The following is a 14,498-nucleotide window of genomic DNA, read 5'->3' on the forward strand; positions in this document are numbered from 1 at the left end:
TCCTCAAACTTAAAATGTGACTGACTCGACTTAAAGCAGCTTGTAGCTGAAGGTCAACATCAGTTGATGGGCGTTATAATTGTGATTTAGTTCACCAAGGGTGATTAAACCTGAATTGCTATTGGCGCTGACCATTGCACTGTCTGTATCGAAATAGCGCTCAAACTGATAAGCCAGTTTTAGTGCCATTTGAGGTGAAAGCAGATATTGGCCATAAAGGTTCACGCTGTGGTTATACGAATAGTAAGCACCGTAAGCACCGTCACTTGATGGATTCACGCCGGTGTTACTTTCTGAGTTGGCAAACAGGTAATCCATGCCTAACGTCAGTCTGTCTTCCAGAAGGCCTGAATAAGTCGCGCCTAGACCTAAGTTAATAAACTCGTCGCGAATTTCAGTGTGCCAAATAGCGGTTTGATCGCCACTTTGGTCTGAATCAATCCACTGCTGGCCTGCAAAAGCGTAAAGTGATAATGGCTCAGTTAACTGCACTTGAACGTTGGCGTCATAGCCGTAGTCTTTGGCCTGAGTTAAGCCAATGGTTGTTGCATCATAGTCATCGTTGGCGTAGTGAGTGCTAACATCAATGCTTAACCACTCAAGCGGTGTGTAGCTTGCTCTAGCATTTAGCTCAGTGCGATTACGATCCGCTAAGTGATACTTGCGCATCAGCGACTCGGTTTCCTCTGATGTGAGTTCGTCAGCTTGGTAATCACTGCCACCACGCTCGCCATAACTCAAACCCAAATTAAGGGTTAACTTGTCGATAGCACGAATGCTGAGTTTGCTCCAAAGCTCGCTGTCTTGAGTTTCTTCACGCTCACCATAGCTGCGATCAACTTGCTTATAGTTGTAACCGGCTTGCAGACGGTAACCACTGGCAATTCGGTAACTAGCGTTGGCCTTAAAGGTCTCGCGCTCAATGTCCATTGGGGTGTTTTGCTTATATGCACCTGACATGGCGTTATATTCATACTGGGCAAAATCAAATACCGAAGAGCGATTATCACGCTTGCTGTAGTCATAACTAGCCCCAAGACGTAAGCGATTACTCACTCGCGTACTCGCCGCCAGATTGCTGGTAAAGGTGTCTACTTGGCCATCCCAGTTTTGAACCGGGTTACCACTCATCTGCACCAAGTCTTGATCTTGGATCATACGACCCGACACCACGCGGCCACTAAAGACACTTGACGCAAGACGGTACTGACCCGATAACGACACTTGATGTGCTTGGTTATCTGGCGTTGCACTGTATACGTCGTAATTATTTGGCAGACTTAAGTTGTCAATGTTGTTTTCGTAATGAGAACCGTAGTAGCTCAGTTCTGATAACCAATTTTCGCCATCAAGCACCACACCGGCACTGAAATTATCGGTTGTTTCATCTACGGGTTCAGCAAAGTTAACTGGGCTTGGGTCCATCAAACTTGCAGAACGGTTACCGGTTTTGTCTTCACGGTCATAACGGGCATAACTGTTAAGGCTAAGGTCTGTTAGTTTAGAAAAGTCATACTCAAAACCAATACCGCTACGCTGGCGTTGCAAATTAAGATCAAGCACACGAGTTTGATCACTCGGGGTGAGCATACCGTTGTTTTGCCAAAGGTTAGTTTGCGCATTGCTGTGCTGATTAGTGGTAATCGTTTGGAAGTCGACATCAAGCTTATACTGTTCGCTTTTGCCTGCTTCGATGTTGATAAAACCATTGTCCATGCCCAGTTGGTGAGCCTGAACCTTAGCGCGGTAACCACTTTGCTGGTATGCCACATCGGCATTAACGCCCGCTATTGCGCCATCAGAGCCGGTACCGAGCTGATTAATCGCATGATCATCGTCAGCATCAATAACGCCAACACTTGCACCGACGGTGCCAGAATAGCCATCATTAGCAACACAACGCTTACACTGGTAGTTTGCTGTTTTTAAGTGCTCAGTATTGGCTTGCTGAACACCAAAATCTGCAGCCATCGCACCTGTTGCTGTTCCCAACAAGGCAAGAGTAATCAAATTTAAAGAAAATAATTTAGTTGAACGCATAATACTCACTCCAAGTCTTAACGGGCAAAGTTACTGCCAGCAGGATGGTTAGAACCATGGATCTTGCTATGACAGTTAAGGCAGCTTTTACCTGCGCTAAAGGCATCAACACCCACTTGTGAAGTCATACGACTTGCATGTCCGTCATCGGCATGACATTGCTGGCATAACTGAGGAACTCGCGCTTTGAGCAAGGCGTCATTAACACTGCCGTGCGCTGTATGACAGCTAGAGCAATCTTCCATTACTGGTGCATGTTCCCACAAGAATGGACCGCGTTTATCGGCGTGACAGCTAGCACAGGTTTCATTAAGGCTTGGCTTGTTTAACGCACTTTCGGACATAGAACCATGTGGGCTATGACAATCGATACAGGTCATCTGGTCCCATTTCATTGGGTGCGATGAGCGTTTGTTCATATCCGCTTTAGCGCGGGTATGACATGAGGTACACGTATCGTTAACCATGAGTCGGTCAAGCACTGGGTCTTTAGCAGCGTGAACGCTATGACAATCTGCACAAGCGACTTCTTCAAGGTTGTGAGTACTGTTATGCCACGCCATCTGCTTAGGGTCGTTATGACATCCTTGACACACACTGTTCTGCGTTTCTGCTGATAGCTTGCTGTCAGCACCAAAACCAATCATCGGCTCTTTACCGCCACGATTATGTTTACCTAAAGGACCATGACAGGCTTCGCACTGCATGCCTGCCATTGGAGACTTACTGCTATTCATGTCGCCATGAACACCGTCAAAAATCGCCATAACCTTAGCGTTCTTCTTATGGCACATTAGGCAAGAGTCTGCGCCTTTAGAAGAGTACTTACCCTCAGCAAACTTTTCGGTTAATTTTTGTTCTAATTGATCAGAATCAAGAGAACTCCAAGGAGTTGCTTGGGCTGGTAAAATAATAATGATTAATGTGAGTAAACTCGTAGCCACTGACTTGGCCATAAAATTCACTGACTTTATGGTATTGATGAAGGACATTAATTTCAGACCTGTTGTATATCGATAGGGGTATTTTAGAGCTTGAACATCTGTTGGTTCAACCGCATACAAACTGTTATACGAGTTGAGGCTTACGCCATACTTTTGGGTAAATCGCTTGTGAGGTCACAATATAAAGATGCGCTTTAAATACTAGTTTAAAAGTGGTAAAAACAAAATAATTATAAATTTCAGTAAGATATGATCTAGCTGAGAATGGTTGTTATCTTTAGCAGTTATTAATATAACAATGGAATGTAAATAAGTTGAATTAGCGGGGCGTATTTATTAGCGCTAGATCACTAATATAATTCGAACTATTCAGCGCAAAGACAGTAATACCCCTTAAGTTATAGCTTAAAGTGCTAATATTTGAACGGGTCACAACAGATACTCACCGACTATAAGCATGGACTCATCAACATTCATCAGCGTTAACCATAGAAGCCACTTCAGAGTTCAATAGAGCATCCACCTGTTTGCCATACTTTTTCTCATTCCATGGAAAGATAACCTTATCGATTGTGCGATAACGTTTAGTTAACCCTTAGTGATATTTTGATACAGTATGCTTAGATTTCGCCAATATCCTCTCAGTGACATGGCTAAGTGCACCGCTGGTTATTGAGTGAATAATAAAAAAAACACAAATTCTGGTGACTAAAAGCATATATTCTCAATTTTCAGCTAATATGAGGCAAGTAAAGCCTGTATACTCGCCTTTCTAGAAGGTGTGTGAGATAATCCTTAAATAATTGATTATTAGTACACGCTTTGAGCGGTCGAGCTTAATAGCCGCGCAAGGCGCGTATAAAAGTGTTATAAGCTAAACTAGTTTAACGTTCTGATTTTGTAATGGTGATAGCACATCAGAATTATATTTTTCACCGAAGATAAAGAGAATATTATGAGTAAAGGTATAGTCAAGTGGTTTAACGCCGATAAAGGTTTCGGTTTTATTACTCCAGAAGACGGAAGCAAAGATTTGTTTGTTCATCATTCAGAAATTCAAGCTGGCGGTCAATACGCTACATTGAATGATGGCCAAGCGGTTGAGTTCGAAGTTGGCGAAGGACAGAAAGGTCCATGTGCTAATAAAGTTGTTGCCGTTTAATCGATGACACTTGATCGGGTAGCTGGGAGTATTTAACCTCCAGCCGCCACAACACCCTGCAGCCTTGCTGCTGGAGTATGTTGTAGAGGGCAGTTCATTTACTCTTAGTAATGAATTGCCCTAACTTTAACTGGCGGCTTAGCTTCTTTAAATCGACTCGACAGTGAACTGCAATCTAATCATCCTCAGTAAATACCCTCCCACTGTGATATATAATCCCACTTGCTTAACGGTTTCAACCAGCTTGGTATTACTTTGCACTTGTTGTATCTCTAGCGCCCAAAGTCGCAAGCACCAGGATCCCTGCCAGACTTAATCCCTGCAGCATAGCCAATCCAAATCCAGTAATGCGCCAACCTCGGGCATAGCAACACTAAACTGGCGAGTAAAGATGCCTCCAGACCCAACGCTTACCCAATGTGAGGCTGTTGTATACTCACGATAAGAATAAGAAATCTAAACAGTCAACATCAATGGCTAGGGGCTGCCCTTAAAATGAACAAAATTTAATGTCGCTATCGCTGCAATAAGAATGATGAGTCACAGCAAAAGTGCACTATTTGTATATCAGATAATTTATGGCGACATGTTGCTAAAGTGATAATTCAATGAGAATCGCTAATATGATGTGTATCAACACCTTGTATCCAATGCGATATTAAGCGCAGCGAAGTGACGCAAAACGTTAACAATTAAAACTCTGTTAAACCAACGGCCCCAAACTGCTTAGTATGAAAAAATAATACTGTTATTCCCATTATTACAGCACGATATTAATTGAAACTTAAAATTTGAGTTTGATGTTAGTTAGATCCACTTGGTATGGTGGTATTCGCTACTCATAACAATTAGTCAATAAAATGCAGTGCGTTATCACAAAGGGAATCTCCATGCGTAAGTCTATCCTCACTACGGCTATTTTGGCCAGTTTAACGATCACCGGTTGTTCAGAAGTCTCTGGAAACAAAGATATTACTCCACCAGCCATGAACGCAACAGAAGTCAGTAACACACAGGTAAAAGTGAGCAATGTATTAATGCAGCAGAGTCGTTTGCAGTATCAAGCACCAGAGTTCGATCAAATTACCTTCGCTGATTATGCTCCCGCCTTTACACAAGGGATCGCTGAGCATGATGCCGACATTGCTAAAATAATGAACAATAAGCAAGCGCCGGAATTTGACAACACCATAGTGGCGATGGAAAAAGCAGGCAGCTTACTGACTCGAGTTTCTAAAACGTTCTTTAGCCTTGCCAGTGTTAACTCTTCCGATAAAGTACAAGCTTTAGAAGCAGAGTTAGCCCCGAAGTTATCGGCACATTGGGACAATATCTATCTCAACCCCGAACTGTTTGCTCGTGTTGAAGCTGTGTATCAGTCACGTGATACATTATCTGCTACGGATAAGCGTTTAGTGGAATTCTACTACCAGAATTTTGATCGCGCTGGTGCCAAGTTATCAGATGCAGATAAAACCACAATGCGCGACCTCAATGGCCAGCTGGCCAGCCTGACTACCGCGTTTTCAAAAAACGTGATGAACGCGTTTAAAAATGAAGTGGTTATCGTCACCGATAAAGCCGAGCTCGATGGCTTGTCTAACGCCGAAATTGCGACCTTAGCACAAGCAGCTAAAGACGCAGGCAAAGAAGGGTATTTAATCACCCTAGTCAACACCACTCGCCAGCCTATTCTTTCTAGCCTCAACAACCGTGCTCTGCGCCAACGTGTATGGGAAACCTCAGCAAATCGTGCAATGGATGCCAACGGTCCCAATATTATTAAGCAATCGCACCTGCATTCCAAGAAAGCCGCGTTACTCGGCTATGACTCATGGGCTGCCTATACCGTTGCCGACCAAATGGCCAAAACACCCACCGCCGTGTACGAGATCTTGGACGATTTGGCCCCTAAAGCGGTAGTCAAAGCGAAACAGGAAGCGGCCGATATTCAAGCTGAAATAGCCAAAACAGGTGCGACATTTGAGCTAGCTCCCTGGGATTGGGCTTATTTTGCCGAGAAAGTACGTAAAGAGAAGTATGATCTAGACCAGAGTCTAGTCACTCCCTATTTCGAGTTTAACCGTGTACTAAACGATGGCATGTTCTTCGCTATGGAAAAGCTGTACGGCATTACGGTTAAGCCGCGTACAGATTTACCTGTGTGGAATGAGGATGTGTCAGCTTACGAAATTTTCAATAAAGATAATTCATCCATCGGCATCTTTTATCTCGACCCATATGCTCGAGAAGGAAAGAGTGGCGGCGCATGGATGGATGAGTTTGTGACGCAAAGCGGTTTGTTAGGCACTAAACCCGTTGTCTATAACGCGCTCAACATTCCAAAGCCCGCATCGGGCCCAACCCTGATGACCTTCGATGAAGTGACCACCATGTTCCATGAGTTTGGTCATGCCGTTCACGGTTTATTCTCTGATGTGAAATACCCAAGTTTAGCGGGCACGGCCACTCCACGTGACTTTGTCGAGTTTCCATCTCAAGCCAATGAAGACTGGGCAATAGATCCACAGGTGATTGCCAACTACGCTAAGCATTACCAAACGGGTGAACCGATTCCGGCCGCACTCTTGTCTAAAGTGTTGGCTGCTAACAAGTTTGGAACAGGCTTCAATACCACTGAATATCTCGCTGCTGCTATTTTGGATATGGAATGGCACTCAATTTCAGTAGATACTAAAATTGATGATGTGGAAAAGTTTGAACATCAAGCGCTAGCTAAACACGGTATCGATTTTTCACCGGTGCCTTCACGTTATAAATCAGCGTACTTTAGCCATGCTTTTGCCGGTGGATATTCTGCTGGTTACTACGCCTATCTATGGACCGAAGTCTTTGCCGCTGATGCATTCGATTACATGAGCCATAACGGCGGTTTGTCATTGGAGAACGGTAACAAGTTCCGCGATAATGTACTTTCTAAAGGTAACAGTGAAGATTTGATGCAAGATTACATCAAATTTACCGGCAGAAAACCCAGCGTAGATGCTCTACTCAAGCATCGTGGATTAGTAGACTAACCTTACTGGTTATTCTGACGTCGGCCAACATCGAATAGCGATCCTAATCCTTGTTAGTCTAACAATAAGCGGCAACCTTAAAGCTTGCCGCTTTTTTATGGCTAGCAAATGGTTAAACAGACACAACAAAAAAGCCAGTGGCGGTTAGCGACTGGCTTCTAAAGGGTCTCAATTGATGTTAGAACAACAAGAGATTAATCCCAGATAAACTCTCTGAAGTGTTTGCGGCAAACCGACTCGTAGCTTTCATTACCACCAATAGCGACCTGTTCACCCTCTCGCATTGGCTTGCCATTATCATCTAGACGCACCACCATATTGGCTTTACGACCGCAGTGACAAATCGTTTTCAGCTCGACTAACTTATCTGCCCATGCAAGTAAGTATTGGCTACCCGTAAATAACTCACCTTGAAAATCGGTTTTAAGGCCATAACACAGCACTGGAATATCGAGAATATCAACCACGTAAGTAAGCTGCTTGACCTGCTCTTTACTTAAAAACTGAGATTCATCGATTAAAATACAGTGCAGCGTTTGCTCATGGTGAGCCGTGTTGATCATGCTGGTTAAATCATCACCACTGCCAAATACCTGCGCTTCGGTCTCAATGCCAATACGCGAGGACACTTTACCTACACCATATCGATTATCGATTGACGCTGTCATGACTAAAGTATTCATGCCGCGTTCGCGGTAGTTATATGAAGACTGTAATAGTGAAGTTGACTTACCGGCATTCATTGCCGAATAATAAAAATAGAGTTGCGCCAAACCAAGAGTCCTTAAGGATGAATTCGTTGTTAGTCTAGCATTGTTCGCTAACAAAAATCATCCACAACCCACGATATAGTGAGGCTGATCATCCGTTATGTTTATCACTGCTTTTATCACTCTACGCAGCGTAACCGCCTAGACAATAGCGGCCAGCTAGCGAGTTAACACCGATTTTAAAATCCACTTAACTCAACATTATTTAGGGCAAGATTAACCACGTCCCCCCCAGTCTGCACTTGCCATACAAAATGACCCTTTTAAATCCATATCAATCGTCAAGAAAGGCATCAAACACAAAATCAATTCCCCTCCATTCTTAAGCATCAGTTAACAAACAATTGCTAGTGTCACTTGCAGACTCATCAGAACAAATAACTATAATGAAGGAATTATCACTCGATGCATAAAACACTCATCGCAGCCGCTATTACTGCAACGCTCGCATTAAGCGCCTGCTCAACGACTAAAAATAATCCAACGGCAGCGACTATGGTCCAAACTCAGAATCCTTTCTTACAAGCCAGTGTCTTACAATATCAAGCGCCTGATTTTAGCTTGATTAAAGACGAGCACTTTGCCCCCGCACTTGAACTTGGGATCCGCGAGCATTATCAAGAGATCCTCGACATTGCCAATAATCCAGATGCGGCAACATTCGAAAACACCCTTGTTGCGATGGAAAAAAGTGGCGAGCTGTTAAACCGCACCTCAAAGGTTTTCTATAACTTGACTGGCTCGAACAGCAACCCAACGTTACGCCAAGTACAAGGTGAGATGGCGCCAAAAATGGCAGTGCATTCAGATAATATTAATCTCAATCCAGCGTTATTTACTCGCGTAGAGAGTATCTATAACAGCCGAGCTGATCTTAACTTGTCAGCAGAGGCTAACCGCTTAGTTGAGGTTTACTATCAGCGTTTTGTGCGCGCAGGCGCCAAGCTCAGCGATAGTCAAAAACAGCAGATCCGTGCACTAAACGAAGAACAATCAACCCTCACAAATGAATTTGCTCAACGCTTAATGAGACTGACCAAAGAGATCGCGATTGTTGTAGACAATAAAGCGCAACTTACCGGTTTGTCTGATAGCGCTATTCGTGCAGCTGCAGCAGATGCTAACGCCAATGGCCACGACGGTAAGTACCAACTCAACATCACTAACACTACGCGCCAACCGGTGCTGACTCAGTTAGATAATCGCCAGTTACGTCAGCAAGTGTGGCAAGCCTCGGCCAATCGAGGTCTTGAGGGCGAAAACGAAACTGCTTCTTTTGTTGCGCGTTTAGCGCAGTTACGAGCGCAGCGCGCTGAACTGCTTGGATTTGATAGCTGGGCTGATTATCGCCTTGCACCACAAATGGCCAAAACACCAGAAGCGGTGTATAAAATGTTTGGCTCTATGGTGCCAGCCGTTGTGGCTAACACTAATAAAGAAGCAGCCGATATCCAAGCGATGATAGCAACAACAGGCGGTGACTTTGAACTGGCTCCGTGGGACTGGGCGTATTATGCCGAGCTTGTCCGTAAAGATAAGTATGATCTAGACGCTAGCGCTATTCGCCCCTATTTTGAGTTTGACCGCGTGTTAGAAGACGGCGTGTTCTTCACCCTTAACGCCCTTTATGGCGTGAGTTTAACCCCGCGTCCAGACTTACCCGTTTACCATCAAGATGTTAAAGCCTACGAGATGTTTGATGAAGATGGTACTAGCATCGCTATTTTCTACGCCGACTATTTTGCGCGTGAAGGAAAACGTGGCGGCGCTTGGATGAGCTCGTTTGTAACCCAATCTGAACTGCTAAACAGCAAGCCTGTTGTGGTCAATGTGATGAACATCAAAAAGGCACCTGCGGGAGAACCGACCTTTGTCAGCTACGATGAAGTGACCACCATGTTCCACGAAATGGGGCATGGCACTCACGGTATGTTCTCTAAGGTCACTTACCCGACGCTTTCTGGCACTGCAGTTTCACGCGATTTCGTTGAGTTTCCATCAACCTTCGAAGAAGATTGGGCGGCGCACCCTAAGGTGTTAGCCAATTATGCCAAACACTATCAAACCGGTGAGCCCATTCCAGAAGCGTTACTGCATAAGCTGCTTAAATCACGTAGCTTTAACCAAGGCTTCGATACGCTTGAATATATGTCAGCCGCCCTGCTTGATTTAGAATGGCACTCACTTAACGCTGCTGCGCCACTGCAAGATGTCGCCAGCTTTGAAGCCGCGGCGCTGAAAAAGCACGGTGTTGACCTACCCGCTGTGCCGCCAAGATATAAGTCTACCTACTTTGCTCATGCGTTCCCGGGCGGCTATTCAGCCAGTTATTACGCTTACATGTGGAGTGAGATCCTGGCTGCAGATGCTTTTGCATATGTGCAAACTCAAGGTGGCTTGAATCGTGAAATAGGGATGAAGTTTAGAAAAACCATTCGTGAAGTCGGTAATACTGTGCCGCCGATGGATGCTTATAAAGCCTTTAGAGGTCAAGAGCCAACCACTGAAGCATTGCTTAAGCGTCGTGGCCTAAACGACTAAGACTTAAATAGCCCCCACAAAAAAGCCGCTCTCAACTGAGAGCGGCTTTTTAATGCCTTACGATAAGCGCAATCAACACACTAACGGCTTATCGCTACACTTTGCTATCTAAGCTATTTAAACTTTTATCGCTAACTAAGCCGTGGTTCGCTGGCAAGATTTAATCCGCAGTATTATCACGCTAATCACAAACAGCACACTACAGGTCAATAAGCCGGCATACACTGATTCAGTGAAGCCGAGTACGATATAACCGCCTAAGCTAATACCTGCGACAATGAGTGCATAAGGTAACTGCGTCATCACATGGTCGATGTGATGACAGTTTGCACCGGTTGACGACAAAATTGTGGTATCAGAAATAGGTGAACAATGGTCACCAAACACAGCACCCGCTAGCACAGCTGCAAGCATTGGCAACATCATGCTCGTATGGCTGCCCATCGCCATATCAGCGGCAATAGGTAACATAATACCGAATGTGCCCCAGCTCGTTCCCGTCGAGAACGCTGTTAAGCCTGCCAAGATAAAGAGGACTGCTGGCAACATCGCAAACGGAATATTACCGGTCGCTAAGCTCGCCATATACTTGCCGGTCTCAAGCTCACCAATAACGCCTGAAATCGTCCATGCAAATACCAATATATAGATTGCTGGCAACATAGACTTAATGCCTTCGACCAAGCCTTTAACGATCATCTTCTTATCTACACCTTGGTAAATAATAAGCGCTAGCGTCACGGCTAAACCAATTAAAGCACCAAAGAATAGTGATGAACCAACGTCAGTATTTTCAAACGCGCCAATCAGGCTAAAGGTTTCGTTTTTAGCGGCAAGCGCATCACCACCACTACTGACCATAAAGTAGAATGTGGCAAACACCAGTACCGTAATAGGCAAAAACAAGCCGATGATTTTACCCGTATCAGCTTCTGGTAATCCAGAGCTAGCACCCGGTGGTAATCCTTTAGATTCATCATAAAGGCTACCTTTTTGTGCATTAAGCTCATGTTGACGCATAGGGCCAATATCGAGTCCCATGAGTGCGACACACAGTAGCAGTAATAACGCGAAAATAGCGTAGAAGTTCATCGGGATCATCTGCACAAATGTGCTCAAATGTCCTGTATCAGTAAATCCATGTGCTGTTAATATGCCACCAATCAAGGCAATAATGTACGCGCCCCAGCTCGATACCGGAGATATCACACAGATAGGTGCAGCCGTTGAATCCAGCAGATAAGCAAGCTTACTACGCGAGATATAGTAACGGTCTGTTAGCGGTCTTGCGACGCTACCCACCACTAAGCTATTAAAGTAGTCATCAATAAACACCACGCAACCAAGGAACATGGTCAGCAGCTTGGCATCACGCTTATTGCGGATATGTTTGCGTGCCCACTCAGCAAACGCGCGAGCCGAACCGCTCACGGTAATGAGCGCGGTGATCATTCCCAGCACAATCAGGAAGCCAATAATATATAGGTTCCAGCTGTTGAGTGCGCCATCATCCCACACCAGTGACATGACTTTTGTACCCACGTATTGGGCAGTGTTTGCGGCAGAGAAATCTGTCAGCAGTAACGCACCCAGTAGGATCCCCACCCCAAGAGAAAGTAAAACACGACGGGTTAACATCGCCAGTACGATTGCCACTACCGGAGGCAGCAACGAAAGTGCCGAATCGGCATAACTTAAAATTGTCATTTAATTATTATCTTCGCTAAGTACGAATGGAGGCCGACTGAACTGGTGGGATATAGCATTGAGAGCTGATTACACCTGTCCTATCAGTAGCGCTCCACAGTAATATTAATGTTCGACATCAATATAAAATCTTCTTATCTTCCCGATAAGAAATACTATGGCAGTGCTGTTCCTATTTGGTAACAGCCCCAGCAACAAGCCTCGATATGCTATGTCACTTCGGCATCAAATCCTTTCTCAACAAGTCATAGGCATCACCCTACTTATTGGTACTAATATTGAATGCACCTCTACTTCTAAGGACGTTAAATAGACTGAGCTAATTAACGTGAGTGACATAAAAACATAAGCGGCTTTAGGGATGCTACCCTAAAGCCGCTTATCGTGACACAGATCTCAAATATTACCAACTCAAACACATGGCCGATAACAGCCTAGTAACCTAACGCAAACAACTTGGCGGTTATTAGCTTGTCACGGTTATAATGGCTAATGAGTTACAACAGCTCTAATAGCTGTGGAACCGCTTCAAATAGATCCGCTTCTAATCCATAATCAGCAACCTGAAAAATAGGCGCTTCTGGATCTTTGTTGATAGCCACAATCACTTTTGAATCTTTCATGCCAGCTAGATGCTGGATGGCACCCGAAATACCGACAGCAATGTACAAGTCTGGCGCAACAATTTTACCTGTTTGACCCACTTGCAGATCGTTAGGTACAAAGCCTGCATCGACTGCAGCGCGAGATGCACCCAATGCACCCCCTAATTTATCAGCAAGTTGCTCTAAGATACCGAAGTTCTCACTGTTGCCCATTGCTCGACCGCCGGACACAATAACAGAAGCATTACCCAATTCAGGGCGCTCTGATACCGTTAGGCTTTGAGATATGAACTCAACTTGAGGTGCAACCTCTTGTGTCAGTGTCACTAATTCAGCACTACCATCGCTTGCAACCGCATCAAATGCACTTGAGCGTACCGTCATCACTTTTTTGTCATCCAAACTCTGGACTGTGGCTAACGCGCTACCCGCATAGATAGGGCGGACAAACGTATCGCTACTCACCACTGCGATCACTTCTGATAGCTGGTTAACATCGAGTAAAGCTGCAACGCGAGGCAATACATCTTTACCATGGCTTGATGCCGCAGCAAGAACATGCTCATAGTCCGCTGCAACGTCGGTGACTACATCGGCAGTATTTTCTGCTAGGCCATTGGCATAAACAGCGGCATCGGCAACTAAGACTTTGCGTACGCCATTGAGCTGTTGTGCGCTGCTCACCGCATCATTACAGTTGTGACCGATGACTAATACATCAATGTCGCCACCAATCGCTTGACCACAAGCAACCACTTTAGCGGTATCCAGTTTTAAACTGGCGTTATCGTGTTCTGCTAATACTAAAATTGCCATTAGATCACCTTCGCTTCATTCTTTAACTTTTCAACCAACTCTTCTACAGAAGACACCATTACGCCCGCGCTACGTTCAGCGGGTGGAGTCACTTTAAGGACTGTCTGGTGAGACTTTAAGGTCACATCGAAATCTGCAGGAGTCAGTGTTTCAAGTGGCTTACGTTTAGCTTTCATGATGTTAGGCAATTTTGCGTAACGAGGCTCATTTAAACGTAGGTCGGCGGTAACCACTGCAGGTAAAGGTAGCATCAGTGTTTGCAGGCCACCGTCAACTTCGCGAGTGACCGTGAGCTGATCAGCATTCATCTTGATTTCAGAGGCAAACGTTGCTTGTGGCATTTTGCCAATAGCCGCTAACATTTGACCTGTTTGATTGTTATCGCTATCGATTGATTGCTTACCCAAAATGACCAAGTCGACTTGCTCTTTTTTCTGTACCGCATGTATAAGCTTAGCCACAGACAAAGGCACAAGGTCTTCATCAGTCAGAATATGAATAGCGCGGTCAGCACCTAATGCTAGCGCGGTTCTCAATTGCTCCTGCGAAGCTTTTGGTCCAATACTCATGACGATCACTTCAGAAGCACTTCCCGCTTCTTTTAAACGAACGGCTTCTTCTACTGCAATCTCACAAAACGGGTTAATCGCCATTTTTAGGTTTGCGGTATCGATACTCGTATTGTCAGCATTAACCCTGACTTTTACATTGGCATCGACGACACGTTTTACTGGCACCAATACTTTCATAGGGCTTCCTTCTTACGTCGCTTAATGAACGGGATTATGCGAATAGCTACTTATATATCACAGCAACTATTACAGAAATTAGAGTCACTTTACGTGCTGTTGACGTTAACGTCAACATGCAGCCGA

Annotated in this window: 9 protein-coding genes and 1 riboswitch; of the genes, 3 read left to right on the plus strand and 6 right to left on the minus strand. The window is 44.8% G+C overall.

Annotation, left to right across the window (positions count from 1 at the left end; genetic code table 11):
- Positions 1-30: 30 nt before the first annotated feature.
- Positions 31-2,040 carry an MtrB/PioB family decaheme-associated outer membrane protein gene (locus L2729_RS06270; protein ID WP_248987499.1) on the minus strand — a complete coding sequence of 670 codons (2,010 nt, stop codon included), beginning with the start codon at positions 2,038-2,040 and terminating at the stop codon, positions 31-33.
- 17 nt (positions 2,041-2,057) lie between these two features.
- Positions 2,058-2,996 (minus strand): DmsE family decaheme c-type cytochrome, encoded by a 939-nt coding sequence (locus tag L2729_RS06275; RefSeq protein ID WP_248987636.1) that lies wholly within the window; start codon positions 2,994-2,996, stop codon positions 2,058-2,060.
- Positions 2,997-3,939: 943 nt separating this feature from the next.
- Between L2729_RS06275 and L2729_RS06280 the strand changes: the two genes are divergently transcribed.
- Positions 3,940-4,146 (plus strand): cold-shock protein, encoded by a 207-nt coding sequence (locus tag L2729_RS06280; RefSeq protein ID WP_101092803.1) that lies wholly within the window; start codon positions 3,940-3,942, stop codon positions 4,144-4,146.
- Positions 4,147-5,036: 890 nt separating this feature from the next.
- Positions 5,037-7,184: a M3 family metallopeptidase gene (locus L2729_RS06285; RefSeq protein WP_248987500.1), complete on the plus strand. Its 2,148-nt coding sequence runs from the start codon at positions 5,037-5,039 to the stop codon at positions 7,182-7,184.
- Between the two features lie 194 nt (positions 7,185-7,378).
- Here the strand turns inward: L2729_RS06285 and L2729_RS06290 are convergent, their stop codons facing one another.
- Positions 7,379-7,957, minus strand: a complete 579-nt coding sequence (locus tag L2729_RS06290) for a thymidine kinase (protein ID WP_248987501.1) — start codon at positions 7,955-7,957, stop codon at positions 7,379-7,381.
- A gap of 402 nt (positions 7,958-8,359) precedes the next feature.
- On the opposite strand from L2729_RS06290, the gene L2729_RS06295 reads away from it, so the two are divergent.
- The gene (locus tag L2729_RS06295) at positions 8,360-10,495 is read left to right on the plus strand and encodes a M3 family metallopeptidase (protein ID WP_248987502.1); all 2,136 of its coding nucleotides are present in this window, start codon (positions 8,360-8,362) and stop codon (positions 10,493-10,495) included.
- 135 nt (positions 10,496-10,630) lie between these two features.
- Here L2729_RS06295 and L2729_RS06300 read toward each other — a convergent pair whose 3' ends face one another.
- The 3 genes from L2729_RS06300 to L2729_RS06310 form a co-directional block, all read right to left on the minus strand.
- A complete protein-coding gene (locus L2729_RS06300) occupies positions 10,631-12,202 on the minus strand; it encodes a Na+/H+ antiporter NhaC family protein (protein ID WP_248987503.1) in 1,572 nt (523 codons plus the stop codon).
- 79 nt (positions 12,203-12,281) lie between these two features.
- Positions 12,282-12,503: riboswitch (Lysine riboswitch) on the minus strand.
- Between the two features lie 196 nt (positions 12,504-12,699).
- Positions 12,700-13,623: an electron transfer flavoprotein subunit alpha/FixB family protein gene (locus L2729_RS06305; protein ID WP_248987504.1), complete on the minus strand. Its 924-nt coding sequence runs from the start codon at positions 13,621-13,623 to the stop codon at positions 12,700-12,702.
- Positions 13,623-14,372 carry an electron transfer flavoprotein subunit beta/FixA family protein gene (locus tag L2729_RS06310; RefSeq protein ID WP_101092791.1) on the minus strand — a complete coding sequence of 250 codons (750 nt, stop codon included), beginning with the start codon at positions 14,370-14,372 and terminating at the stop codon, positions 13,623-13,625. Before L2729_RS06310 ends, L2729_RS06305 begins: the two co-directional genes overlap by 1 nt.
- Positions 14,373-14,498 lie beyond the last annotated feature (126 nt).

Origin of the sequence: Shewanella gelidimarina, from assembly GCF_023283945.1 — a bacterium.
GTDB classification, from domain to species: Bacteria; Pseudomonadota; Gammaproteobacteria; order Enterobacterales; family Shewanellaceae; genus Shewanella; species Shewanella gelidimarina.

Excerpts from the sequence above, each read along its gene's own strand:
- L2729_RS06270 (WP_248987499.1), bottom strand. The coding sequence starts at position 2,040 with ATGCGTTCAACTAAATTATTTTCTTTAAATTTGATTACTCTTGCCTTG.
- L2729_RS06275 (WP_248987636.1), bottom strand. The coding sequence starts at position 2,996 with ATGGCCAAGTCAGTGGCTACGAGTTTACTCACATTAATCATTATTATT.
- L2729_RS06280 (WP_101092803.1), top strand. The coding sequence starts at position 3,940 with ATGAGTAAAGGTATAGTCAAGTGGTTTAACGCCGATAAAGGTTTCGGT.
- L2729_RS06285 (WP_248987500.1), top strand. The coding sequence starts at position 5,037 with ATGCGTAAGTCTATCCTCACTACGGCTATTTTGGCCAGTTTAACGATC.
- L2729_RS06295 (WP_248987502.1), top strand. The coding sequence starts at position 8,360 with ATGCATAAAACACTCATCGCAGCCGCTATTACTGCAACGCTCGCATTA.
- L2729_RS06300 (WP_248987503.1), bottom strand. The coding sequence starts at position 12,202 with ATGACAATTTTAAGTTATGCCGATTCGGCACTTTCGTTGCTGCCTCCG.
- L2729_RS06305 (WP_248987504.1), bottom strand. The coding sequence starts at position 13,623 with ATGGCAATTTTAGTATTAGCAGAACACGATAACGCCAGTTTAAAACTG.
- L2729_RS06310 (WP_101092791.1), bottom strand. The coding sequence starts at position 14,372 with ATGAAAGTATTGGTGCCAGTAAAACGTGTCGTCGATGCCAATGTAAAA.